The organism is Neorhizobium galegae, from assembly GCF_017877055.1.
Taxonomy (GTDB): domain Bacteria; phylum Pseudomonadota; class Alphaproteobacteria; order Rhizobiales; family Rhizobiaceae; genus Neorhizobium; species Neorhizobium galegae_D.
On sequence record NZ_JAGIPG010000002.1, the window covers coordinates 890120 to 914563 of the forward strand.

General features: G+C 62.5%; 26 protein-coding genes. 16 read left to right on the forward strand and 10 right to left on the reverse strand.

All coding sequences use genetic code 11. The features are described from left to right. Window positions 1-171 precede the first annotated feature (171 nt). From J2857_RS14545 to J2857_RS14570, 6 genes are all read left to right on the forward strand, one after another. Entirely contained in the window at window positions 172-537 is a 366-nt protein-coding gene (locus tag J2857_RS14545; protein WP_210010837.1) for an AtpZ/AtpI family protein, read from the forward strand. A 63-nt stretch (window positions 538-600) separates the two neighbouring features. After that, window positions 601-1353 (forward strand): F0F1 ATP synthase subunit A, encoded by a 753-nt coding sequence (locus tag J2857_RS14550; protein ID WP_210010838.1) that lies wholly within the window; start codon window positions 601-603, stop codon window positions 1351-1353. 68 nt (window positions 1354-1421) lie between these two features. Beyond that, window positions 1422-1649 (forward strand): F0F1 ATP synthase subunit C, encoded by a 228-nt coding sequence (locus tag J2857_RS14555; protein WP_007774919.1) that lies wholly within the window; start codon window positions 1422-1424, stop codon window positions 1647-1649. Between the two features lie 84 nt (window positions 1650-1733). After that, entirely contained in the window at window positions 1734-2333 is a 600-nt protein-coding gene (locus J2857_RS14560) for a F0F1 ATP synthase subunit B (RefSeq protein WP_210011680.1), read from the forward strand. Between the two features lie 3 nt (window positions 2334-2336). Beyond that, a complete protein-coding gene (locus J2857_RS14565; RefSeq protein WP_210010839.1) occupies window positions 2337-2822 on the forward strand; it encodes a F0F1 ATP synthase subunit B in 486 nt (161 codons plus the stop codon). A gap of 88 nt (window positions 2823-2910) precedes the next feature. Then, window positions 2911-3546 carry a glutathione S-transferase family protein gene (locus J2857_RS14570; protein ID WP_210010840.1) on the forward strand — a complete coding sequence of 212 codons (636 nt, stop codon included), beginning with the start codon at window positions 2911-2913 and terminating at the stop codon, window positions 3544-3546. 36 nt (window positions 3547-3582) lie between these two features. Here J2857_RS14570 and J2857_RS14575 read toward each other — a convergent pair whose 3' ends face one another. Together J2857_RS14575 and J2857_RS14580 are read right to left on the reverse strand one after the other, a co-directional pair. Next, window positions 3583-4251 (reverse strand): ribonuclease HII, encoded by a 669-nt coding sequence (locus J2857_RS14575; protein ID WP_210010841.1) that lies wholly within the window; start codon window positions 4249-4251, stop codon window positions 3583-3585. A 166-nt stretch (window positions 4252-4417) separates the two neighbouring features. Further along, window positions 4418-5575 carry a PA0069 family radical SAM protein gene (locus tag J2857_RS14580; protein ID WP_210010842.1) on the reverse strand — a complete coding sequence of 386 codons (1158 nt, stop codon included), beginning with the start codon at window positions 5573-5575 and terminating at the stop codon, window positions 4418-4420. 131 nt (window positions 5576-5706) lie between these two features. Here J2857_RS14580 and J2857_RS14585 point away from each other — a divergent pair, with 131 nt between their 5' ends. Beyond that, window positions 5707-6225 carry a glycosyl transferase gene (locus J2857_RS14585; RefSeq protein ID WP_210011681.1) on the forward strand — a complete coding sequence of 173 codons (519 nt, stop codon included), beginning with the start codon at window positions 5707-5709 and terminating at the stop codon, window positions 6223-6225. Window positions 6226-6229: 4 nt separating this feature from the next. Here the strand turns inward: J2857_RS14585 and moaB are convergent, their stop codons facing one another. The 4 genes from moaB to J2857_RS14605 all read right to left on the reverse strand — a co-directional run bounded on the left by moaB (window position 6230) and on the right by J2857_RS14605 (window position 10726). After that, window positions 6230-6778: a molybdenum cofactor biosynthesis protein B gene (moaB, locus tag J2857_RS14590; protein ID WP_210010843.1), complete on the reverse strand. Its 549-nt coding sequence runs from the start codon at window positions 6776-6778 to the stop codon at window positions 6230-6232. Next, complete coding sequence (locus J2857_RS14595; protein WP_210010844.1) at window positions 6775-7704, reverse strand: 4-(cytidine 5'-diphospho)-2-C-methyl-D-erythritol kinase; 930 nt, start codon at window positions 7702-7704, stop codon at window positions 6775-6777. The genes moaB and J2857_RS14595 overlap by 4 nt, the downstream gene beginning before the upstream one ends. Before the next feature lie 5 nt (window positions 7705-7709). Then, window positions 7710-9545 carry a tetratricopeptide repeat protein gene (locus tag J2857_RS14600; protein WP_210011682.1) on the reverse strand — a complete coding sequence of 612 codons (1836 nt, stop codon included), beginning with the start codon at window positions 9543-9545 and terminating at the stop codon, window positions 7710-7712. Window positions 9546-9709: 164 nt separating this feature from the next. After that, window positions 9710-10726, reverse strand: a complete 1017-nt coding sequence (locus J2857_RS14605; protein ID WP_210010845.1) for a polyprenyl synthetase family protein — start codon at window positions 10724-10726, stop codon at window positions 9710-9712. Window positions 10727-10833: 107 nt separating this feature from the next. On the opposite strand from J2857_RS14605, the gene J2857_RS14610 reads away from it, so the two are divergent. Both J2857_RS14610 and J2857_RS14615 read left to right on the forward strand, forming a co-directional pair. Then, window positions 10834-11055: a DUF2007 domain-containing protein gene (locus J2857_RS14610; protein WP_210010846.1), complete on the forward strand. Its 222-nt coding sequence runs from the start codon at window positions 10834-10836 to the stop codon at window positions 11053-11055. 84 nt (window positions 11056-11139) lie between these two features. After that, window positions 11140-11940 carry a tRNA1(Val) (adenine(37)-N6)-methyltransferase gene (locus J2857_RS14615; RefSeq protein ID WP_210010847.1) on the forward strand — a complete coding sequence of 267 codons (801 nt, stop codon included), beginning with the start codon at window positions 11140-11142 and terminating at the stop codon, window positions 11938-11940. On the opposite strand, the gene J2857_RS14620 is transcribed toward J2857_RS14615, so the two are convergent. After that, window positions 11909-13249, reverse strand: a complete 1341-nt coding sequence (locus J2857_RS14620; protein WP_210011683.1) for an Nramp family divalent metal transporter — start codon at window positions 13247-13249, stop codon at window positions 11909-11911. The genes J2857_RS14615 and J2857_RS14620 overlap by 32 nt on opposite strands. A gap of 167 nt (window positions 13250-13416) precedes the next feature. On the opposite strand from J2857_RS14620, the gene J2857_RS14625 reads away from it, so the two are divergent. Together J2857_RS14625 and J2857_RS14630 are read left to right on the forward strand one after the other, a co-directional pair. Beyond that, entirely contained in the window at window positions 13417-14283 is an 867-nt protein-coding gene (locus tag J2857_RS14625; protein ID WP_210010848.1) for a S49 family peptidase, read from the forward strand. A 26-nt stretch (window positions 14284-14309) separates the two neighbouring features. Then, entirely contained in the window at window positions 14310-14501 is a 192-nt protein-coding gene (locus J2857_RS14630) for a hypothetical protein (RefSeq protein WP_210010849.1), read from the forward strand. Between the two features lie 4 nt (window positions 14502-14505). Here the strand turns inward: J2857_RS14630 and J2857_RS14635 are convergent, their stop codons facing one another. After that, on the reverse strand, window positions 14506-14844 hold the full coding sequence (locus J2857_RS14635; RefSeq protein ID WP_210010850.1) for a hypothetical protein: 339 nt from the start codon (window positions 14842-14844) through the stop codon (window positions 14506-14508). Between J2857_RS14635 and J2857_RS14640 the strand changes: the two genes are divergently transcribed. Beyond that, window positions 14824-15777 carry a glycine--tRNA ligase subunit alpha gene (locus tag J2857_RS14640; protein ID WP_046632950.1) on the forward strand — a complete coding sequence of 318 codons (954 nt, stop codon included), beginning with the start codon at window positions 14824-14826 and terminating at the stop codon, window positions 15775-15777. The genes J2857_RS14635 and J2857_RS14640 overlap by 21 nt on opposite strands. Window positions 15778-15807: 30 nt before the next feature. On the opposite strand, the gene J2857_RS30965 is transcribed toward J2857_RS14640, so the two are convergent. Beyond that, window positions 15808-16146, reverse strand: coding sequence for a hypothetical protein (locus J2857_RS30965; RefSeq protein ID WP_245363345.1), 339 nt, complete (start codon window positions 16144-16146; stop codon window positions 15808-15810). Window positions 16147-16204: 58 nt separating this feature from the next. Here J2857_RS30965 and J2857_RS14650 point away from each other — a divergent pair, with 58 nt between their 5' ends. From J2857_RS14650 to glyS, 4 genes are all read left to right on the forward strand, one after another. Then, a complete protein-coding gene (locus J2857_RS14650; RefSeq protein ID WP_210010851.1) occupies window positions 16205-16756 on the forward strand; it encodes a LemA family protein in 552 nt (183 codons plus the stop codon). A 91-nt stretch (window positions 16757-16847) separates the two neighbouring features. Next, complete coding sequence (locus tag J2857_RS14655) at window positions 16848-18119, forward strand: 3-phosphoshikimate 1-carboxyvinyltransferase (RefSeq protein WP_245363346.1); 1272 nt, start codon at window positions 16848-16850, stop codon at window positions 18117-18119. Window positions 18120-18162: 43 nt separating this feature from the next. Continuing rightward, window positions 18163-20091: a DUF2207 domain-containing protein gene (locus tag J2857_RS14660; RefSeq protein ID WP_245363347.1), complete on the forward strand. Its 1929-nt coding sequence runs from the start codon at window positions 18163-18165 to the stop codon at window positions 20089-20091. Window positions 20092-20179: 88 nt separating this feature from the next. Beyond that, on the forward strand, window positions 20180-22393 hold the full coding sequence (glyS, locus tag J2857_RS14665) for a glycine--tRNA ligase subunit beta (RefSeq protein WP_210010853.1): 2214 nt from the start codon (window positions 20180-20182) through the stop codon (window positions 22391-22393). 64 nt (window positions 22394-22457) lie between these two features. Here glyS and J2857_RS14670 read toward each other — a convergent pair whose 3' ends face one another. After that, window positions 22458-24311 (reverse strand): methyl-accepting chemotaxis protein, encoded by a 1854-nt coding sequence (locus tag J2857_RS14670; protein ID WP_210010854.1) that lies wholly within the window; start codon window positions 24309-24311, stop codon window positions 22458-22460. Window positions 24312-24444: the final 133 nt, after the last annotated feature.

Consider the following 24444-nt stretch of genomic DNA (forward strand, 5'->3'; position numbering starts at 1 on the left):
TTTACCTGGATCGAAGAGTCTTGGACGCCTTGACTATAGGGGCGGGCAAAACTATGTTGCGCGCGACTTGAAAACGGGCCGGACGGCGCGAAATCCCCCGCTAACTGCAGTTTTTGCGGTTGGAAAGCATGAAACCGGTTGTGCCGGGAGCAGAAATAGGGGAGGACGCACATGACGGATCACCGCGACGATGGTCTGGAAGAGCGCCGGAAGCGCTTGTCCGCGAAACTTGCGGACAAGAAGGCTGACGACGCGGCAGAGGCGAAGAGGGACGCGCAATCCGAGGAAAGCCGAAAAGGCATGGCCTTGGGCTTGAAGCTCTCCTCCGAGTTCATCTCCGCAGTCGCGGTCGGGGCTATTTTGGGCTTTTTGCTCGACCGTTTTGCCGGCACTGCGCCGTGGGGGATGATTGTTCTTCTCCTCCTCGGGTTCTGTGCAGGTGTGCTGAACGTGCTTCGCTCCGTGGGAATGGTGGCTCCGCCGCCGACCACGAACCAGCAAAGCGGCAAGGATGACAAGGGAAGCGGCGGCCAATGATAGGCCCGGTTTCTGGAAATGCAATTGAGCCGACCTGGCGCGGCTAAGGACAAGAGGTAGACGGTGGCAAACGATCCGATCCATCAGTTCCAGATCAGCAAGATCGTACCGATCGAGATCGGCGGCATCGATTTCTCTTTTACCAATGCGTCTCTTTTCATGGTGGCAACCGTCGCCTGTGCCGCTGGCTTCCTGTATTTCTCGACCTCGCAGCGCGGCCTGATCCCCGGCCGGGCGCAGTCGGTCGCGGAAATGTCCTATGAATTCATTGCCGGAATGCTGCGCGAAGGCGCCGGCAGCAGCGGCATGAAATTCTTCCCGCTGGTCTTCTCGCTGTTCATGTTCGTGCTGACCGCCAACCTGCTCGGCATGTTCCCTTATTTCTACACGATCACCAGCCAGATCATCGTCACCTTCGCGCTGGCGATCCTCGTCATCGGCACGGTCCTCGTCTACGGCTTCTATAAGCACGGCCTGCACTTCCTGAAGCTCTTCGTACCCTCGGGCGTGCCTTTCTTGCTGCTGTTCCTGGTGGTTCCGATCGAGCTGATCTCGTTCCTGTCCCGGCCGATTTCGCTTTCCATCCGTCTTTTCGCCAACATGCTGGCTGGCCATATCACGCTCAAAGTGTTCGCGGGCTTCGTCGCCTCGCTCGGAACCATGGGCGCGCTGGGTGTCGGCGGCGCAGTCCTGCCTCTCATCATGACGGTCGCCCTGACCGGTCTCGAATTCCTCGTCGCCTTCCTCCAGGCTTACGTCTTCGCGGTGCTGACTTGCATGTACCTCAACGACGCGATCCATCCCGGCGGGCACTAAGGATAAACGACATTGGCGTCCTGAGGCGTCAGTCATCAGCCGCAACAACCATTTCGAAGGAGTTTCTCATGGAAGCGGAAGCAGCAAAGTTCATCGGTGCAGGCCTGGCTTGCTTTGGCATGGCCGGCACGGCTCTTGGCCTTGGCAACATCTTCGGCAGCTACCTCTCGGGCGCTCTGCGCAACCCGTCCGCCGCTGACAGCCAGTTCGGCCGTCTGGTGTTCGGCTTCGCCGTTACGGAAGCTCTGGGCATCTTCTCGCTGCTCATCGCTCTCCTGCTCCTGTACGCAGTCTAAGATCTGTCCAGGAAATTCGGATCGCGGCCGCTTGCAAAAGGCGTGCCGTGATCCTTCGCATTTGGAATACACCTGGAGGTGATGATGTTCGTGACCTCGGCATATGCGCAAACCGCGCCGGCCGCTACTGATCCGCATGCCGCGCCTGCTGGCGAAGCACATACCGAAACCGGCGCTGCCCATGGTGGCGGCGTTTTCCCGCCGTTCGACTCGACCCATTTTTCGTCGCAGCTGCTTTGGCTCGTCATCACCTTCGGCCTCTTCTATCTCCTGATGAAGAAGGTCATCGTTCCACGCGTCGGCGGCATTCTCGAACACCGCCACGACCGGATCGCCCAGGACCTCGACGAAGCCGCCCGCCTGAAGGCGGAAGCGGACGCCGCTGTCGAGACCTATGAAAAGGAACTGGCTGCCGCCCGTTCCAAGGGCCACAAGATTGCCGAAACCGCTCGCGAGGCCGCCAAGACCAAGGCTGCCGCCGACCGCACAGCGATCGAGGCCGAACTTGCCGACAAGCTCTCTGCTGCCGAAAACCGCATCGGTGAAATCAAGGCGAAGGCCTTTGCCGAAGTCAGCCAGATCGCTGAAGATACCGCTTCTGCCATCGTTGATCAGCTGATCGGCGCCAAGGCAAGCGGCGACGACATCAAGGCTGCAGTCGCAGCCGCGAAGACGGAGGCCTGATCGATGGCATTCGATGCAACATTTTTCGCGCTCGTAGGTCTCGTTCTCTTCCTGGCACTGGTCGTATATCTGAAAGTCCCGGGCATGTTGGCGAAGTCGCTCGACGAGCGCGCCGCCAACATCACCAAGGAACTCGACGAAGCCAAGCGTCTGCGCGAAGAAGCCCAGACCCTGCTCGCCGAATACCAGCGCAAGCGCAAGGAAGCCGAAGCGGAAGCCGCTCAGATCGTGGCGGTCGCCGAACGCGAAGCAGCGGCCCTGACCGAGGAAGCCCGCCAGAAGACCGAGGAATTCGTCGCTCGCCGCAACGCGCTTTCCGAGCAGAAGATCAAACAGGCGGAAGCCGAAGCGATCGGTGCCGTGCGCTCCGCCGCGGTCGACCTCGCCATCGCCGCCGCCCAGAGCGTCATCGCCCGCAAGGCGGACACCTCCACCCAGGACACGCTCTTCAAGGACGCCGTCGGCAAGGTGCAGTCGCGATTGAACTGATTTTTAATCAGACAAAGACTTTCCAGAGGCCGGGCGAAAACCCGGCCTTTTTGGTTTTGGGAAATAGGAGATTCCTACGGAGAGCGTCATGCGCAAGCCACGATTGTTCGGCGCAGGCTATAGCGTTTATGTGCGGATCGCCCGCCTCGTCCTGCTCGAGAAGGGCGTGAACCACGAACTGGTTCCGGTCGATGTCTTTGCGACAGGTGGTCCGCCAATGTCATTCCTCGAACGTCAGCCCTTCGGGCGTATCCCCGCGTTTGAAGATGGTGACTTTAAGCTCTACGAGACGGGAGCGATCACGCGCTATGTGGACGAGGCATTTGGTGGTCCCGCGTTGCAGCCGGCCACCCCTCGCATTCGGGCGCGCATGAACCAGATGATTAGCATTGCGGACAGCTATGTCTACCCCACCCTCGTGTGGGGCATTTACGTCGAGCAGGTTTCCAAACCCGCCAGCGGCAGGCAGACGGATGTGGCCCGCCTGGATGCTGCGCTCGAAAGGGCGCCGACCTGTCTGAAGGCCCTTGCCGACCTGTCGCAGAACCATGCGTGGCTCTGCGGGGATGGGATCAGCCTGGCAGACCTTCATTTGGCGCCGATGATCGACTACTTCATGAAGTCACCCGTCGCAAACGATCTGCTGGGCAAGCATTCCGGCCTGATGTCCTGGTGGGAGCGGGTATCCGAGCGGTCGAGCATGCTCAAGACGATACCGACGTGAGTTTACTGTGCTGGACGGCCGTAGATTTCTACCGGCTTACGCCTCGGGCAGGTCATCCTTTTTAAGCGGCCGAAAACTCATCCGGTGAAGGGAGCAGGGGCCGTGCGCATCGATACCAGCGCGGTGCTGCGGCGTTCCGTAACCAACATGATTGGCAAAACCATAGGCCGGGTAGACCAGATGGGCGCGGGTCATCATCCGGTCGCGGGTTACCTTGGCAATGATCGAGGCGGCGGCAATCGAGACCGAGCGGGCATCACCCTTGATGACCGCTTTGCCGGGGCAGCAAAGGCCTTGCGGCACGTCGCGGCCGTCGGCAAGCACATAGGCCGGTGTCACCGCAAGTCCGGCGACCGCGCGGCGCATGGCGTCGAGGCTGGCACGCAGGATATTGCGCTCGTCGATATGCCGCGGACCGGAGGCAGCGATCGACACTTCCGCCGTCGCCATGATCGCTTCGAAAAGACTTTCGCGCTGGTTAAGGGTCAGCTGCTTGGAATCGTTGAGGCCGTCCGGGATATTGTTCGGGTCGAGGATCACGGCGGCAGCAACGACCGGTCCTGCCAGCGGACCACGTCCTGCCTCGTCGGTGCCCGCGACCGGCCAGTGGCCGGCCTGCCGCGCCACAAGTTCCAGACTGAAATCCGGAACCAGAGGGACGTCTTCGAAAAGCATCGGAGAATCGGGCGACGTGCGAGGTAACATGGCGGCAACCTCGCACGTCGTCCCGACCTCCTGCAACCCCCGGCGGGCGATTGCGGCGTCGCTATCCACCGAGGGGCGGCGGTGGAACCGGGGTATTTTCCGACGCGGGGACAGGGCGGGTCGCGTCGGAAATGGGAATTCGCAATGAAACCGGAACAGGGTCCGGTCAGAGCAGCGAAAGCTGGATGCCGCCGCCGTCGGGGCGGAGGAAAATGTCGTCGCGCAACGGCAGGCCGCGCCGCACCATGCCGAGCCGCTTGGTCGCCATCTCGAAACGCCTGCCGATCTGCCAGGCATAGGGACCGGCGCCCTTCATCCGCTTGCCCCATTCGGCGTCATAATCCTTGCCGCCGCGCATTGAGCGGACGAGCGACATCACGTGCCTGTAACGGTCCGGATAGTTCTGCAGCAGCCAGTCGCGGAAGAGGGGGCTCACCTCCAGCGGCAGGCGCAGGAGCACGTAGCTTGCCTCCGTCGCCCCCGCCGCATGGCCGGCATCGAGAATCCGCTCGATCTCGTGGTCGGTGAGCGCCGGAATGACGGGTGCCACCATGACCGCAGTCGGAATGCCGGCATCGGTCAACGCCTTGATGGCAGTCAGGCGCTTGGGAGGGGTCGAGGCGCGCGGCTCCATGGTGCGGGCAAGCTTGCGGTCGAGAGTGGTCACGGAAATCCCGACCTTTGCGAGCCCTTTCGAAGCCATGTCGGCGAGAATGTCGATGTCGCGGGTGATCAGCGCCGACTTGGTAACGATCGCGACCGGATGATTGGCCTTCTGCAGCACTTCCAGGATCTGCCGCATGATTCGCCATTCCCGCTCGATCGGCTGATAGGGATCCGTATTGGTGCCGATCGCGATCGCCCGCACCTTGTAATCCGGGCGGCTCAACTCCCGTTCGAGCAGTTTCGGTACGTCCGGCTTGGCGAACAGCTTCGATTCGAAATCGAGGCCTGGAGAAAGCCCCATGAAACTGTGGGTCGGCCGGGCGAAGCAGTAGATGCAGCCATGTTCGCAGCCGCGATAGGGATTGATCGAGCGGTCGAAGGAAAGATCCGGCGATTCGTTGCGGGTAATCGCAGTGCGCGGCTTTTCCACCTGCACCTCGGTCCTGAACGGTTCGAGCTCCTCCAACGTCTGCCAGCCATCGTCGAATGCCTCGCGGCGCTCTTCCTCGAAACGGCCGCTGGGATTGAGCCCTGCGCCGCGTCCGCGACGCCGGTCGACCTCCACCCGAAGACCGGAGGACTTGACCAACGCATCGGCAATATCGGCCGTATGGGCAGGCGCGAAAGCGTCCTGCCGCAATTGATGCAACTCGTTCATGGGTAGCTCCTGAAGGGGATATCCCCGTTCCTGCTGATTAAATTCCTAGCCGCAAAACAAGAACATTGCAAGAACAAAATTTGGAGCCGGCATTTGTGGCGTTCCGTGTGGCAATGCGTTACATGTCAGGAATGCTGACTGTCATCATGGAATGCCGCGACCAGGAATCCGAGCTGGCGCAGACGCTCTCGGTGCTCGTTTCCGCTGCGGTGGAGGGGCTTGTAAGCGATGTCGTGGTGCTCGATCACGGTTCGCGGGACGGTTCCTCCCGCGTCGCCGACGCGGCCGGCTGCCGTTTTCATGGCCACTGGGACATCAAGGATATTTTGCGCAGCGCCCGCGGCGAATGGCTGTTGCTGGTCGAACCCGGTGCCCGGCTGCAGGCGGGGTGGATCGACGAGGTGATGGAATATATCGCGCTCAACAAGCAGCCGGCCCGGTTCGCGCCCGCGCGCAACTACAGGCGGCCGTTCTTCAAGCGTATAGGCCGCGCCGTGCCGCCGCTGGAATACGGCATGCTGCTGTCGAAGCGGCAGGCGATCGCGCTTGCGAAATCGGGCATGGATCTGGAAACCCTGGCGCGCGGCCAGAAGGTGTCGAAGCTCGCCAGCGAGATGATCCCGGCCTGGGTGGCCGCTGCGGTCCGGTAGACGCTTATTTGCCGCCGCGCCGCAGGTGCTCGTCGAGCCGCGGCATGATCTCGATGAAATTGCAGGGCATGTGGCGGTAATCGAGCTGCGCCTTCAGAATGCCGTCCCAGGCATCCTTGCAGGCGCCGGGCGAACCCGGCAGCACGAAGATGAAGGTGGCGTTCGCCACCCCGCCGGTCGCCCGCGACTGGATGGTCGAGGTGCCGATCTTGTCATAGGAAATCCGGTGAAACACCTCCGAAAAGCCGTCCATGCGCTTTTCGAATAGCGGCTCCAGCGCTTCAGGCGTCACGTCCCGGCCGGTAAAGCCGGTGCCGCCCGTCGTGATCACCACGTCGATATCCGGATCGAGCGTCCATTCCCGCACCTGGCCGGCAATACGGTCCTTGTCGTCCGGTACGATCGCGCGCGCCTTCAACTCATGGCCGGCTTCCGCAATCCGCGCCACCAGCGTGTCGCCGGACTTGTCGTCGGCAAGCGTGCGCGTGTCGGAGACAGTCAGCACGGCGATGCCGACGGGGATGAAGGAGCGGGTGTCGTCGATCCGGTTCATGGGGTTTTCTCGGGCGCCTGGCCAACGGTTCTCACCGCCTGAAAGTACCATTCCGGCTTCTGGCCGTTAAGGTTCTCCACCGCCTTTTCCGCCGCTTCGAAGGAAGGAAATATCCCGAAACAGGTGGCGCCCGAACCGGACATCCGCGTCAGCATCGTGCCCTCCGCGCCGATCAGGCTGGAGATCTGGTCGATTTCGCGCACGAGCGAGCGCGCCGGCGGTTCAAGATCGTTGCGGAGAGTTTTCAGGAAGCCGATCCAGTCGCTGTCGAACGGGCCGATCGCCGCGTTTTCCTTCTGCGTCAGGCGCAGGAAGATATCCGGCGTCGAGACACCGACGAGCGGATTGCCGAGCACCAGAGACAGCGAGGGCAGGTCGGGAAGCGCGGTCAGTTCCTCGCCTATCCCCCTGGCCATCAGCGCCTCGCTCTTGAGACACATTGGAACATCGGCGCCGAGCGAAAGCCCGAGCGCTGCCAGTTCCCCGTCCGGCAGGCTGGCATTCCAGAAGCGCATCAGGCCGCGCAGGGCTGCTGCCGCGTCGGCCGAACCGCCGCCGATGCCGGCTGCGACCGGCAGGTTCTTTTCGAGATGGATGGCAACCGGCGGCGCCGAAACGCCCTTATCCTCCAGCGCCGTGCGCAGGAGATCGCGGGCTTTCAGCACGAGGTTGCCCGTCTTGCCTTCCGCCGAAGTCGGCAGCAGCGAGGCGAATCGGCCGGAAACGGAAAAATCGTCGGCGTCCGCTTCGCTAAAGCACAGCCGATCGCCGGTGTCCGCAAAAGTCACGATGCTTTCGAGCTGGTGATAGCCGTCGGCCCGCTGGCCGGTCACGTGCAGGGCGAGATTGATTTTGGCGGGCGCCAGTTCGAAGAGGCCCGCCTTGTCGGCGAGCCAGTTGTCGGATGACGGATTGTCCAGAAACATGCGCGTCAGGATTTCTTGTCGGGATTGGCCGGTGCCGGCGGGGCAGGGGCCACGGGTTCCGACGGGCTGCGGTCGGCGGTCGTGGCGTTCGGATCGAGCGGCGCCAGGCCCTTCTCGATCTTTTCCTTGATCTGCTCGCGGTTGATATCCTCGCCTTCCGAAATCAACGCCCGGTTCCACTGGTAGACGGCTTCGAGCTTGCGCCCGACGCGCCAGTAGGAATCGCCGAGATGGTCGTTGATCGTCGAATCGCCAGCGCGCAGCTGCACCGCGCGTTCGAGCTCGGTCACGGCATCGTCGAACTTGCCCATCCGGAAATAGGCCCAGCCGAGCGAGTCGACGATATAACCGTCATCCGGCCGTGCGTCGACGGCCCGCTTGATCATGCCGAGACCTTCGTCGAGGTTCTTGTTCATGTCGACCAGCGAATAGCCGAGATAGTTGAGGACCTGCGGCTGCTCTGGGTTGAGCTCCAGCGCCTTGCGGAAGTTCGGCTCGGCCTTCGCCCAGTTTTTAAGCCGCTCATAGGCGATGCCGCGCTGGAAGAAGATGGTCCAGTCGCCGGGCTTCGGCACAGGCCCGATGACCTCGGCAGCCTTGTCGTAGGTTTCCGCCATGGCCTTGTAGTCCTTGGCGTCGGAAAGCACGCTGCCATAGGCGATGTAGCTGCGGATGTCGGACGGATCGGAATCGATCAGCGACTTCAGGTGCTGCTTGGCTTCGTTCACCTTGCCGGTGTCGGAAAGCGTCACGCCGAGTTGCAGCTCGGAAATGCGGCGCATCGGCGAATCAGCTGGTACGCTCGCATAGAACTTGATGGCGCGATCTGGCTGCTTCAGCTTTTCGGCAATGCCGCCGAGCAGGATCAGCGTATCGGCGCTCCTGGGGTCGAGCGCATGCGAGATCTGCAGGTAGAGCGAGACCATGTCCTCGGCGCCCTGACGGTTCAGCGCACCGCCGATCGAAAACAGCACGCCGGCAGCGCCTTCGGCGGCATCGCTGACCTGCTGCTCGGGCTTTTCGCCCTTTTCGATGCTCTGGCGCAGCGCCTTCAGCGGCGCGTAATTGGAGACCATGCCGTCGCCGACGGAGATCGCATCGAGCGCCTTCTGCTTGTTGCCGGCAGCGGCTTCGAGGCGGGCGAGCGCCATCACGGCACGCATGAACGTGTCCGGGGCGGTTGCGACGGCTTCCTTGTTGGTGACGGCGGTGTTGAGATGCTGCCGGGCAGTACCGATATCGCCCGTTACCAGCGCCATGGCGCCGAGATGGTAATCGGTGAACACCTTATACCAGACCGGCCCCTTGAGATTGTTGATGCTGGCCATCGCCTGCTTGCCCTTGCCGGCGCCGATATCCGCCCAGGCGGAGAGAAGCTGGTGGGTCAGCCGGTCGAGGTCGTTCGGACCGTCATAGGCAAGCACCTTCTTGGCGGTATCGAACTTCTTGCCGCGCAGGGAATCGAGGCCGCGGACGATCTTGGTGATCCGCTCGACGGCCTTGTCGTCCTTTAGCGCATTGGCCTCAGCGAGGCCCTGGTCGAAATCGCCGTTGAGCAGCAGCGAGATCATCAGCCGCTCGCGGATTTCCAGGTTGGCGGGATCGAAAGCCAGCGCCTTGCGGTAAAGCGCGATCGCGGTGTCGTAGTCATGATCGACATCGGCGGTTCGGGCTGCCAGGAAGGCGCCAGAAAACGTCTTCACGTTGCCGGGACCGAACGTCACCGCGTCTTTCACTGCTGGCTTCGCTTCCGCCGTCGCCGCATTGGCCACCGTTCCGAACAGGAGAACGGTTGCAAGTGCCGCGCTGGAGAGCAGAAGAAGGCTGGATTTCTGCCGCATAGACATGCCTTTCGTAAGAGCATGGCAGGCCGGTGAAATACCGCCGCCGATTCCGCCCCATTGATTCATGATAGAATGGCTTTTTTGAAGCACGTCCGCAAGGAAATCCCCAGCGCCGCGTAGGCGCGGCGCCGGTCACACCTTCGTCAACGGACGGCTTGTCGTCAGTTGACGCGCTGGATCGAGAAGTCAATGACTTCGAGAAGAGCGGCCTTGAGCGGCGAGACTGGAAGCGGCGCCAGCGCATCGCGAGCGATCGTGCCGTAATGCAGCGCCCGGCCGATCGTGTCGTTCAAGGCGCCGTATTTGTTGATCAGCCCGAGCGCCTTTTCGAGGTTCTCGTCGCTGCTTTCGCCCTTCTCGATCGCTTGGCGCCAGAAGGCGCGTTCGGCCTCGGTGCCGCGACGATAGGAGAGGATGACGGGCAGCGTGATCTTGCCCTCGCGGAAATCATCGCCGACATTCTTGCCGAGATCGGCAGCCTTGCCGCCGTAATCGAGCGCGTCGTCGACAAGCTGGAAGGCAAGGCCAAGGTTCATCCCGTAGGATTTCAGCGCGCCGCGGCCGGCCTTGTCGGCATTGGCGATGATCGGGCCGACTTCGGCGGCGGCCGCAAACAGCGCCGCCGTCTTGGCGCGGATGACCGACAGATAGTCGTCCTCGGTCGTTTCCATGTTCTTGGCGACGGAAAGCTGCAGCACTTCGCCTTCGGCGATCACCGAGGCCGCGGCCGACAGAACGTCCAGCGCTTCGAGCGAGCCGACGTCCACCATCATCCGAAAAGCCTGGCCGAGCAGGAAATCGCCGACCAGAACACTGGCCTGGTTGCCCCAGATCATCCGGGCGGTGGAGCGCCCGCGGCGCAGGTCGCTTTCGTCCACCACATCGTCATGGAGCAACGTCGCGGTGTGCATGAACTCGACGCTGGTCGCGAGCTTCACATGGGCATCGCCCTGATAACCGAACAGCGCCGCGGACGCGAGCGTCAGCATCGGCCGTAGCCGCTTGCCGCCGGACGAGATCAGGTGGTTGGCGACTTCCGGGATCATCTGCACGTCGGAGCCGGCCTTGGACAGAATCAGCTGGTTGACCCGATCCATGTCCGCCTTGGTCAGGTCCACCAGCGGTTTGACGGATGCCAGTTTGTTTTTGCCTTCTTCAAGCGGTATGACGACGCCCAATGATCAGGCCTCCCTATCGAATTCTTTCAAACGACAATAGAAAGAGGCTGATAGTGCGGCAAGCGCAAATCGCATCCCGCTGGATATAATGGAGTAACAAACAAGCCATGCTGGAGATCATCCGCACCAACGACATCGTGATCCTGTCGCTGGCTGAGAGCCTGATGAAGGATGCGGGCATCCATTGCATGGTCGCCGACCAGTCTATGAGCGTGCTCGAAGGCTCGCTCGGCCTGTTGCAGCGCCGGCTGATGGTCGACAGTGAGCGCGCCGACGAGGCGCGGCGGATCCTGAAGGACGCGGGGTTGGAAGCGGAGCTGCGACCTTGATGGTTGGATGGGACGGTCGTTTATGCCGCAGGATGTAAGCCAACGGATGTGTGAAGGGGCCGACATCGAATGGTGCCGCAAACCATGACTTCCCCCACCCACACTATCGACGCCTTCCACCGCGGCTGCTTTCACGTCATGCAGCCGAAGGGCGGCGGGCATCGGTCAGGCGTCGATGCGATGCTGCTCGCCTCGCTGGTCGCCTCCGATAAGCCGGTGAACGTCGCCGATCTCGGTTCGGGCGCAGGCGCCGCGGGTCTTGCGGTCGCCGCGCGGCTGCAGCACTCGAAAGTCCTGCTGATCGAGAAATCGCCGCTGATGGCCGACTATGCGCGCTGGACGCTGCAACTTCCCGAAAACGCCTTCCTGGCCGATCGCGTCGAGGTGCTGGAAGCGGACGTGACCCTGACGGGCAAGCCGCGGCTCGCCGCCGGTCTTGTCGACGAGATCCATGACCACGTGATCATGAACCCGCCCTTCAACGATGCCAGCGACCGCAAGACGCCCGATGCCCTGAAGGCCGAGGCGCATGCGATGACGGAAGATCTGTTCGAAGCCTGGATACGCACCGCCGGTGCGATCATGAAGCCCGGCGGGCAGTTGTCGCTGATCGCCCGGCCGCAATCGATCGCCGAGATCATCGCGGCCTGCGGCAGGCGCTTCGGCGGGCTGGAAATCACCGCCCTTCATCCCCGGCCGGATGAAAGCGCCACGCGCATCCTCGTTACCGCCGTCAAGGGCTCGCGCGCCCGGCTGACATTCCGGGCGCCGCTTTTCGTGCATGGCGCGGACGGCCATGCCTTCTCGGCTTTCGTGGACGACCTGAACAATGGCCGGGTCGCCTATGCCCGCCTCAGCCCGAGACGAAATCCACGAGCAGCTTGACGTTGAGGCCGGCGATGACGACGGCGATCAGCCAGGCGATGCCGGAGAGCCAGATCGGCGCCACGAGTTCGCCCATCTTGGCTTTGCTGGCCGTGAACATCACCAGCGGGAAGACCGCGAAGGAAAGCTGCAGGCTGAGCACGACCTGCGTGAGGATCAGTAGTTCCGCCGTGCCCGCATCGCCGTACCAGATGGTCACGAACGCCGCGGGGATGATCGCGATCGCCCGGGTGATCAGCCGGCGGATCCATGGCTGCAGCTTCATCTTGAGGAAGCCTTCCATGACGATCTGACCCGCAAGCGTCGCCGTCACCGTCGAATTCAGGCCACAGCAGAGAAGTGCTATCCCGAACAGCGTCGGCGCAATGGCGAGCCCGAGAAGCGGCGCGAGCAGCGAATGGGCTTCCCCGAGCTCGGCGACTTCGGTTCGCCCGGTGCTGTTGAAGGCAGCGGCCGCCAGGATCAGGATCGAGGCATTGATCAACAGCGCGAAGCAGAGCGCGACGGTGGAGTCGATCGTCGCATAGGTCAGCGCTTCCTTCTTTTCCGGCAGGGTGTGGCCGTAGTTGCGGGTCTGTACGATGCCGGAATGCAGATAGAGGTTATGCGGCATGACGGTCGCGCCGAGAATGCCGAGGGCCAGATAGAGCATCTCCGGATTGGTGACGATCTCGGTTGTCGGGAAGAAGCCGCGGATGACGCCGCCCCATTGCGGATCGGCAAGGAAGATCTGGATCGCGAAACACACGGCGATAACGCCGAGCAGGGTGATGATGAAGGCTTCGACCCAACGGAAACCCATCTTCTGCAGATAAAGGATGATGAACACGTCGAGGGCCGTGATCAGCACGCCGAGCTCGAGCGGGATGCCGAAGATCAGGTTGAGGCCGATCGCGGTGCCGATCACCTCGGCGATATCGGTGGCGATGATGGCGATTTCGGCAAGCGCCCAGAGCGGAATGGAGACCCATTTCGGAAACGCGTCGCGACAGGCCTGCGCCAGGTCCCGGCCCGAGGCAATCGCCAGGCGGGCGCAGAGCGACTGCAGCACGATCGCCATCAGGTTGGACAGCAGGGCGACCGCCAGCAGCGCATAGCCAAATTTGGAGCCACCGGCGAGCGAGGTCGCCCAGTTGCCGGGGTCCATGTAGCCGACCGCGACCAGGTAACCCGGGCCAGCAAAGGCCGCGAGCCGTCGCCAACGTGATCCGGAGCGCGAGATGTTGATGCTTCGATGGACGTCGGAAAGCGATGCTTCCCCCCGTTTGTTCCGCCAGCCGCTGTCCTGCTTTGAACCCAAAACGTCCATCTTCATTCTATCTCCGTTCGCGAGCGGATAATGCCTTGTTGGAATGACAATGCAAGTCATTCGCAAATTGGAAAATCAAAATCCTGCTTTAGGGGGCGCGGCCATTGCGTTTGAAAATCCGTCACATACATGCTTTGGCAGAGCCGAATGCGACAGAAGGAAAAGAAATGGCCGGGTTTTTGCAGAGGTTGATGCCGAAAAGGTTCCGCAAGAAGGGCCTGACCATCCCCGTCGTTCGGCTTCACGGAGCGATCATGGCCGGCGGCAGCCAGTTCAAGCAGAGCCTCAACCTTGCGAGCGTGGCGCCGATGCTCGACAAGGCCTTCTCGAAGAAGGATGCGCCGGTCGTCGCGATCTCGATCAATTCGCCGGGCGGCTCGCCGGTCCAGTCGCGCCTGATCTTCCAGCGCATCCGTTCGCTCGCGGAAGAAAAGAACAAGAAGGTGCTGGTGTTTGTCGAGGATGTCGCGGCCTCGGGCGGCTACATGATCGCGCTCGCCGGCGACGAGATCTTTGCTGATCCGACCTCGATCGTCGGGTCGATCGGCGTCGTTTCCGGAGGATTCGGCTTTCCGGAACTGCTGCGCAAGATCGGCGTCGAGCGCCGCGTCTATACAGCCGGGGAGAACAAGGTGATCCTCGATCCCTTCCAGCCGGAAAAGGAAGGCGACATCGAATACCTGAAGGCCCTGCAGCTCGAGATCCACAAGGTCTTCATCGAGATGGTCAAGATGCGCCGCGGCGAGCGGCTCGCCGACGATGCGACCATCTTTTCCGGCCTGTTCTGGAGCGGGCTGCGCGGTCTCGACCTTGGCCTGATCGACAGTCTCGGCGACATGCGCGAAGTCCTCAAGCGCCGCTACGGCAAGGATACGAGGCTGGAACTGATCGGCAGCGCCCGAACCCTCTTCGGCCGTCGCGTACCCGGCGTCGTCTTCGGTGAGGGAAAGGCCGGAGAAATCGCCGCAGGCGCGGTCACGGGGCTTGCCGCGAGCCTGGAAGAAAAGGCAATGTGGAGCCGCTACGGCCTTTGAGGTCGTCAGGATAGCGCGAGGGGGAAATGGCGCAGCTTATCTTTCTGATCATCGTCATCGGCGGCGGCTGGATGCTCTACAAGAAGTTCATCAAGGACGCCGAAAGACTGTCCTCGCGCACCCGTCGGGAGGAAAAAGAACGCCAGACGGGCGCGATTGGCACCCTGGAAAGAGACCCCGTGACAGGGGAGTATCGGGTGAAGCGGGATGAGGAATAGAGGGCTAGATCTGTTCATTGATCCGTGATGTCCAGTCCAAGCCTGCATAACCCACGCAGAGGATAAAGTCTGTCAGCGTTTCGTTATTGACGATAAAGCAGACGACAGCCTTCTCCGTTGCCGGAATGGCTCTGAGGCCATGACCGAGATCATCCCGGGTCGAGCCGATTTTCGGAAAATCCGTAAGTCTGGAGATGAAGCCGGTGATTTCGTCGATCTTGGATTGCCTCCGATCTGCAAGCGTCGCAAACGCATAAATCCTTGACCCGTGCCCCTGATGCGTGGCACTCGTCCGCATCCTCGAACCGATACAGATATGGCCATGACCGAGCTGCCCGACCACATGTCTCCGACCCGCTCCTTCCAGGGGCTGATCCTCGCGCTCCAGAATTACTGGGCGGACAAGGGTTGTGCGATCCTGCAGCCTTACGACATGGAAGTCGGTGCCGGTACCTTCCATCCAGCCACGACGCTGCGTGCGCTCGGCCCCAAGCCCTGGAAGGCCGCCTATGTGCAGCCATCGCGTCGCCCCTCCGACGGTCGTTACGGCGAAAATCCCAACCGCCTGCAGCACTATTACCAGTTCCAGGTCATCCTGAAGCCGAACCCGCCGAACCTGCAGGAGCTTTATCTCGGCTCGCTTGCGGCGATCGGCCTCGATCCGCTGCTGCACGACGTGCGTTTCGTCGAGGACGACTGGGAAAGCCCGACGCTTGGCGCCTGGGGTCTCGGCTGGGAATGCTGGTGCGATGGCATGGAAGTCTCGCAGTTCACCTATTTCCAGCAGGTCTGCGGCATCGAATGCTCGCCGGTTGCCGGCGAGCTGACCTACGGCCTCGAACGCCTCGCCACCTATCTGCAGGGCGTCGACTCGATCTACGAGCTGAATTTCAATGGCCGCGAGGGCGAGGAAAAGATTTCTTATGGCGACGTCTTCCTGCAGGCCGAGCAGGAATATTCCCGCCATAACTTCGAATTCGCCGACACCGCCATGCTGCACCGGCATTTCATCGACGCGGAGAAGGAATGCCAGGCGCTGCTCGCTGCCGGTGCTCCGGGTGCGAACGCCAATCAGATGCTGCATAAATGTGTCTTCCCGGCCTATGACCAGTGCATCAAGGCGTCCCACGTCTTCAACCTGCTGGATGCCCGCGGGGTGATCTCGGTCACCGAACGCCAGAGCTATATCCTGCGTGTGCGCACGCTCGCAAAGGCCTGCGGCGAAGCCTTCCTGATGACCGATGCCGGTGGGGTGAATTTCGGCAAAGCTGCCTGATTTGGGACCTGGCCGCGTGCGGCGAACCGTTCAGGCGGTTCCCGTCCATTCCGTGCCCAACTGCCAGACGGGTTTGATGGTCGGATAGGCTCCGGTCGGAAGCTGCCCCGCATAGATCTGCAGAAATCGGCGCGTGCCGGCCGGCTCCGGGGGCTTCATCATCACTCCGTACTGAAAAAACAGCACGGCAAACGCCAGCACATTGGCGGTTCGCACCAAGCACGCCATTGCAATTCCATCCAGATTGTTTTGAGGTGGGCCGAATCGTCGGGATCGCCCATTTTCTGTAAGAGAATCTAGGACATCCACGCGGCCTGAACTTTGCGGTAAGTCAAAAAAATCACCGTGAAAAATAATCGATGACTTCAACCACTTCTTTATACCAGGCCTCTACTGTCCCATCGCAACGGCAAGTCGGGAGACTCAGATGTACATTTTGATCGGTATAATTGTTCTCGTCGCATTCTACGTCGTTATGATCTACAACGGCCTCGTCAAGGCGCGCCAGATGGCGGAGGAGGCGTGGTCCGGCATCGATGTCCAGTTGAAGCGCCGCGCCGACCTGATCCCGAACCTCATCGAGACGGTGAAGGGCTACGCCGCCCACGAAAAGGGCACGTTCGAGGAGGTCGTCAAGCTGCGCAACCAGGCGCAGGCGGTACCGGCGGGCGATGTCGCCGGCCGCGCCCAGGCGGAAGGCCTGCTCGGCCAGGCGCTCGGAAAAATCATCGCGCTTGCCGAGGCCTATCCGGACCTCAAGGCGAACCAGAACTTCTCCGAACTTCAGGCCTCGCTCGAAACCATCGAGAGCGAGATCCAGATGTCGCGGCGTTATTACAACGGCGCTGCCCGCGACCTGAACGTCAAGGTGGAAAGCTTCCCCAACAACCTGATCGCCGGCCAGTTCGGTTTCTCGAAGCGCGAGTATTTCGAGATCGAGAATGCCGCGGACCGGGCCGTCCCGACCGTCAAGTTCTGAAATCCGTCATTGGACGTTGACGCCGCAACGGTTTAAGAGCGCGGTCGGCCGCCTCGTTGCGGCGTTCCATTGGCGTTAAGAGACGAATATCATGGGTAGAGCCAAACTCACCATCCTGCCGCCGGGCAAGCCGCTTTCCGGACGCGCCATGCCGCCGGGCTCGAAATCGATCACCAACCGCGCGCTGCTTCTGGCGGGCCTTGCCAGCGGCACCAGCCGGCTGACCGGCGCGCTGAGAAGCGACGACACCCGCTACATGGCCGACGCATTGCGGGCCATGGGTGTTTTGATCGACGAGCCGGACGAGACGACCTTTATCGTCACCGGCAGCGGCAAGCTTCTGCCCCCGTCTGCGCCACTCTTCCTCGGCAATGCCGGCACCGCGACCCGCTTCCTGACCGCCGCCGTCGCTTCGGTCGATGGCACCGTCGTCGTCGATGGTGACGAGCACATGCGCAAGCGGCCGATCGGCCCGCTGATCGCCGCCCTGAAATCGCTCGGCATCGATGCCGAGGCGCCGACCGGCTGCCCGCCGGTGACGGTGCGCGGCAACGGTCATTTCGCATCGGGCCGCGTCGAGATCGACGCCGGACTGTCGAGCCAGTATGTTTCGGCGCTGCTGATGGCGGGGCCGCTTGTCAGCCAGGGCGCCAACGCCCCCTTGACGGTTGCGCTGGCCGGCGCGGAAATCGGCGCCCGCGGTTATGTCGACCTGACGCTCGCCGCCATGCAGGCGTTCGGCGCCAGGGTCGAGCAGATCGACGCCGCGACCTGGAAGGTCGAGCCGACCGGCTACAAGGCCGCGGATTTCGTCATCGAGCCGGATGCCTCGGCTGCCACCTATCTCTGGGCGGCAGAAGTGCTGACCGGCGGTGCCATCGATCTCGGCGTGCGGGCCACCGCCTTCACCCAGCCGGATGCCAAGGCCTATGAAGTGATCGCCCAATTCCCGCATCTGCCGGCCGAAATCGACGGCTCGCAGATGCAGGACGCGATCCCGACGCTCGCCGTGCTCGCCGCCTTCAACGAAACGCCGGTGCGCTTTACAGGTATCGCCAACCTGCGCGTCAAGGAATGCGACCGGGTGAGGGCGCTTTCGCTGGGCCTCAACGCCATCCGCGAGGGCCTTGCGACGGAAGAGGGCGACGACCTGATCGTCGCCTCCGACCCCACGCTCGCCGGCCAGACCCTGCCGGCCGAGATCAATACCTTCGCCGACCACCGCATCGCCATGAGCTTTGCGCTGGCCGGGCTGATGATCGGTGGCATCACCATTCTCGATCCGGATTGCGTCGCCAAGACCTTCCCTAGCTACTGGGATGTGCTGGCTGCGCTCGGGGTTGAATACACGGGCATCGAATAACGGAATCAAGGATCGGCCGGCGCCGAAGAGGAGCAATGTCGTGATGCGGTGGTTCTCCGGCTTCGGTCTGGCTCTGCTTTTCTGCTTAGGGGCGGCGCTGCCTGCCGCAGCGGAGGAATATATCCGCTCCTACCATTCCGACATCCAGGTCGCCGACAACGGCGACCTGACGGTCACCGAAACGATCATCGCCAATGCGGAAGGCGACAGGATCAAGCGCGGCCTGTTCCGCGATTTCCCGCTGACGATGCAGGATGCCAATGGCCGCACGGTGCGGGTCGGCTTCGAGGTCGTTTCCGTCACCCGCGATGGTCAGGCCGAGCCCTTCCACACGGAAAGCGTCACCGGCGGCATCCGCATCTATTCCGGTGACAAGGACGTTTTCCTTCGGGATGGCGAGCACACCTTCGTCTTCACCTACAGGACCGACCGGCAAATCCGCTATTTTGACGATCACGACGAGCTTTACTGGAATGTCACCGGCAACGGCTGGGAATTCCGCATCGCCCAGGCCTCGGCGCGGATCACGCTGCCGAGTAGCGCACGCATTCTCCAGATCGCTGCCTTTACCGGACCGCTTGGCTCGACCGCCCGTAGTGCCCGCATGCAAGCTGATGGCAATCAGGCGGCCTTTGCGACTACTCGGCCGCTCGGCGTGCAGGAGGGCCTGACGATTGTCGCCAGCTTTCCCAAAAATGTCGTCGCCCCTCCGTCGAAAAGTCAAGAGAGCACCTGGTGGTGGCGCGACAACATCGGGACGATAATCTCGATCGTCGGCCTCGTCCTCGTCGTCGGTTATTATGCGCTTTTCTGGGTCCGCGTCGGCCGCGATCCCGACCGCGGCGTCGTCGTCCCGCGCTGGGATGCGCCGGAGGGCCTGTCGCCGGCCCTCGTCAACTACATCGACAACAAGGGTTTTTCAGGCGGCGGCTGGACGGCCTTTGCCGCAAGCGCGCTTGACCTCGCGGTCAAGGGTTACGTGACGCTGGAGGATCTCGCGGAAAAAATCGTCATCCGGCGCACCGACAAGGCGGTGCCGCGGGACGTGCCGATCGGCCAGGCCTCCATCCTCGGCTCCATTGGCGGCAAGGGGCAGGAACTGATTATCGACGAGGCGCATGGCACCTCCGTCCAGCCGATCGGCGCGAGCTTCCGGCAGGCGATCGAGAAGGAACATCGCGGCAGATATTACAACGGCAACAAGGGCTATGTGATCGGCGGCGTTGTCTTGAGCGTCCTGTCCATCCTGGCTCTGCTGGTGTTCGGCAATCTCGAACCGGATATGATCGCCACGCTGATCATCCCCGTGTTTTTCGCCGTGGTCTTCGGTTTCCTTGCCGTTGGTTTCGGCAAGGGCTTCCGCCGCGGTTCGTCGCTGTTTTCGAAAATCATCTCGGTCGTGATCCTCGGCGTCATCGGTCTCGTCGCGATCTCGATCGGCTCGGCGGTGCTGGTGGCGATCGTGTCGGAAATGACCGGCGACGAACACTGGCCGATCATGGTCTCGGTCGGCGGCATTGTCCTCGCCAACGTCATCTTCTTCTTCCTGATGGGCGCGCCAACGCCGCTCGGCCGCAAGCTGATGGATGGCATCGAAGGTCTGCGCATCTATCTGACGCTCGCCGAAAAGGACCGCATGAACACGGCAGGCGCCCCCACCATGTCGCCGCAGCATTTCGAAAAACTGCTGCCCTATGCGGTGGCGCTCGGCGTCGAAAAACCGTGGAGCAATACATTTGAGATCTGGCTCGCGAGTGCTGCGGCAGGCGCTGCCGCCGGCGCCTATGCGCCCGGCTGGTACAGCGGCAGCAACAGTTCCAATTTCGGCGATCGCATCGGCGGCTTCTCCTCCTCGATGGCCTCCACCATCGCCTCGACCATCCCCGCCCCAAAATCCTCTTCGTCCTCCTCCGGCTTTTCCGGCGGCTCGTCCGGTGGCGGGGGAGGTGGCGGCGGCGGAGGCGGTTGGTAGACACTTTCGCCAATCCGGCTGGTGACTTTTGGCGGCGGGCTTGCTAAGGCCACGCCCTGTTGAACAATCATCAAAAAGTTGATTATCGATGCCCGATCTGCTTCTCGAACTCCGCTCGGAGGAAATTCCCGCCCGCATGCAGCGCAAGGCGGCGGGAGACCTGAAAAAGCTCGTCACCGACGCGCTGGTGGAAGCGGGCCTGACCTACGAGGGTGCGCGCGAATACTGGACGCCGCGCCGCCTGACGCTGGATATCCGCGGCCTGACGGCCCGCTCCGCCGACCAGCGCGAGGAGCGCAAGGGACCGCGTACCGATGCCCCGGAAGGCGCCATCGCCGGCTTTTTGCGCGGTGCTGGCCTGTCGTCGCTTGCCGAAGCCCAGATCGTCAACGATCCAAAGAAGGGCGATTTCTACGTCGCCGTCATCTCCAAGCCCGGCCGTCCGGCGGAAGAGATCATCGCCGAGGTGATGCCCGGCATCATCCGCAATTTCCCCTGGCCGAAATCGATGCGCTGGGGTGCCGCCTCCATGCCGAAGGGTGCCCGTTTCGCCGGCATCGACGGCAAGGGTCCGGAAAGCCTGCGCTGGGTGCGCCCGCTGCAGTCGATCGTCTGCGTCTTCGGCCCGGAACATGACGAAACCCAGGTCATCCCCTTCGAGATCGACGGGCTGGTGGCGAGCAACGTCACCTACGGCCACCGTTTCCACGCGCCCGACGCCATCACCGTGCGCCGTTTCGACGACTACGTGACGAGCCTCGAAAAGGCGAAGGTCATGCTCGATGCCGACCGCCGCAAGGACGTCATCCTGCACGACGCGCGCGACCTTGCCTTCGCCAACGGCCTTGAACTGGTCGAGGACGAAGGCCTGCTGGAGGAAGTCTCCGGCCTCGTCGAATGGCCGCACGTGCTGATGGGCGAGTTCGAGCAGGACTATCTCGAAATCCCGTCTGAGATCATCCGGCTGACCATCAAGACGAACCAGAAGTGTTTCGTCACCCGCCCGCAGACCGGCGGCGAGGGCCTCTCCAACCGCTTCATCCTGATCTCGAACATCGAGGCTAAGGACGGCGGCAAGGAGATCATGCACGGCAACGGCAAGGTCGTGCGCGCCCGTCTCTCGGACGCCAAGCATTTCTGGACCCGCGACCAGGGCGACATGCCGGATCTGGATACGCTGAAGGACTCTGCTGCGAAGTTCGACCTCGACCTTAAGAAGCCGCTCGACCAGCGCATGGCGAAGCTCGATGCGCTGAACGTGACGTTCCACGCCAAGCTCGGTACACAAGGGGAGCGCGTTCGCCGCATCCGCGATCTGGCAGCGCATCTGGCGCCGATCGTCGGGGCCGACCCGGCTTTGGTCGATCGTGCAGCCGTGCTTGCCAAGGCCGACCTGCGCACCGAAGCCGTTGGCGAGTTTCCGGAACTGCAGGGCTTGATGGGGCGCAAATACGCGATGCTGCAGGGCGAGGCCCCGCAGGTAGCTGCCGCGATCGAGGACCACTGGAAGCCGAACGGCCCGTCGGATCGCCTGCCCGAGGACAAGATCGGCCTGACGGTCGCGCTTGCCGACAAGCTCGATACGCTCGTCGGCTTCTGGGCGATCGACGAAAAGCCGACCGGGTCGAAGGATCCGTTTGCACTTCGCCGTGCGGCACTTGGCGTAGTGCGCATGCTGCTGGAGCGGAAGATCCGCCTGCCGCTCTACCAGACGCTCGTCGCGGCCAATATCGATGCGGCTCTGGTTGGCAAGATGGCGCTGAATATTGACAGTGAGGTCTTGCTTGACCTCCTCTCCTTCTTCCACGACCGCCTCAAAGTCTATCTCCGCGATCAAGGCGCACGCCACGACCTCATCGACGCCGTCCTGACGCCGGATGCCGACGACCTCCTCATGGTCGTACGCCGCGTCGAGGCGCTGACGGCCTTCATCACCTCGGAAGACGGCAGGAACCTGCTCGCCGGCACCAAGCGCGCCGTGCAGCTGCTCGCCGCCGAGGAAAAGAAGGGCACCGTCGTCGCCGACGGCGTTTCGGAACAACTGCTGAAGCTCGATGCCGAAAAGGCGCTCTGGGCGGCTGTCGTCGTCGCCTCGAAGGAAGCGTCGGATGCGGTTGCAAAGGAAGACTTCCGCTCGGCCATGGAAGCCCTGTCGAAGCTGCGCATGCCCGTCGACAAATTCTTCGAGGACGTGCTGGTCAACGACGAGGACACGGCGATCCGTGCCAACCGCCTGGCGCTCCTGAAGGCCATTCGCGAAGCGACCGCGACCGTCGCGGATTTCTCGAAGATCAGCGGCTGACCCAAACAAAAAAACCGCCGGATCCTTCGATCCGGCGGTTCTCCGTCCCCCGACTAACTTTGGGTCAGCTTGCGCGGCGCATCTTCTGTGCGACGCGGTTGAGGCTGCCGGCGCCGGTATTGTAGCCGGTATTTTGGCCTGCGCTGATGCGGAAGCTGCTGATCAGGTTCAGCAATTCGTCGGTATCGGCGGCAAGCGCCTCGGCCGAGGCGGTGGTCTCTTCCGCCATCGCCGCATTGTGCTGGGTGGCGGCGTCGAGCTGGTTCAGCGACGACGAGATCGAGCGGAGCGTCGTGTCCTGTTCGGAGGCCGAATGGGCGATCTTGCCGACGATGTCGCTCGCAGCCTTCACCTGGTCGGAGATCCGCTTCAGGGCCTCGCCCGCTTCGCCGACGAGGCGCACGCCGTTCTGCACCTGGCCGGAAGAGCGCGAGATCTGGTCCTTGATCTCCTTTGCCGCAGCGGCGGAGCGCTGGGCGAGTTCGCGAACTTCCTGGGCGACGACCGCAAAACCCTTGCCGGATTCCCCGGCGCGGGCGGCTTCGACGCCGGCATTGAGGGCCAGCAGGTTGGTCTGGAAAGCGATGTCGTCGATCACGCCGATGATCTTGGAGATCTCTTCCGACGAATGTTCGATGCCGCCCATCGCGTCGATCGCCTGGGCGACGATCTGGTCGGAACGGGTTGCCTCGGCGCTGACCGAGGTGACGCGCTGGGCCGCTTCATGGGCGCCTTCGGCCGTCTGGCGAACGGCGACGGTGAGTTCGTCGAGAGCCGCGGACGTCTCTTCGAGATTGGCGGCCTGGCGTTCGGTGCGCTGCGACAGTTCGTTGGAGGCGCGGCGGATTTCTTCCTTGGAGCCGCCGATGTCGATGCCCTTGGCATTGACCTTGCTCATCGCCGCTTCGAGATGGGCGAGCGCCTCGTTGAAGTTGTGGCGGAGCGTCTCGTAACGCGCGCCGAGATCGCTGCAGCGGACGGTGAGGTCGCCCTGGGCCAGCGCTTCGAGCGCTTCGCCGATGGTGGAGACCACGCGGGTCTGCAGCGCGGCTTCCTGCTGCTGAAGGTCGACGTTCTGCTGGCGCTCGCGGTCGAGCTCGGTCTTCTGTTTTTCCTCGCGTTCGGCCATGGCATGGCGTTCGCGGATCTTCTCCTGCAGCGCCTGGGTGGCCTTCGCCATCATGCCCACTTCGTTCGACATCTCCGTATGCGGGATGGCGATCGCGACATTTTCGTCGGCGACGGCTTCCAGTGCGCCATGCACGGCGGCCAGAGGCTTGGTGATGCCGCGGATCACCAGATAGGCAGCGGCAAGGGCAATGATCAGCGCCAGTGCGCCGATAGCGAGTGCTTCCAGTATCATTCCGCGGATTTGTGCCTGCAGGTCATCGGTGTAGACGCCTGTCGCCAGGACCATCTGCCAGGGTTCGAACGCCTTCGCATAGGAGCTCTTCGAGAAGTCGCCGTCAGGCTGCCCCGGCTTCGACGTGCTCATGTAATCGACAATTCCGCCACCGGATCTGCCAACGGAGACCATTTCGTCACGGAACAGCTTCCCGGCGGAATCGGGTTTGCCCTTGCCGTTCTCGCCGATCTTTCTCTGATCGGGATGCATCAGCATCTTCACGTCGTAGTCATAGGCGAAGAGATAGCCGTCGGGCTGGAAGCTCATGGCGGAGACGGCGGCGAAGGCCTGCTTCTGGGCTTCTGCGCGCGTCAGCTCACCGGCCGCCTCGCGCTGCTGGAACTTCTTGAGGATGCCGATCCCGGACTCCACCTGGGTCCGCAGCATTCCATACCGCTCGGCATAGATAGCCCGCGTCGAGGCCTGGAGTTCGAAATAGGTCACGACGGCGAAGCCGGCGATCAGGGCCAGAACCAGCAGCACGAGCTGGTTTGAAATCCTCAGGTTTTTCATGTTCGTTCCATAACTAATTGAGCCGTATCGAGCGACTGGGGGAATGGTTCTGAGTGGAGAGGCGCATTCTGCGCATACGGATGTGCCGACATCGCACATCCGTGAGAATGTAACGAAATATTTGAATAAAAAT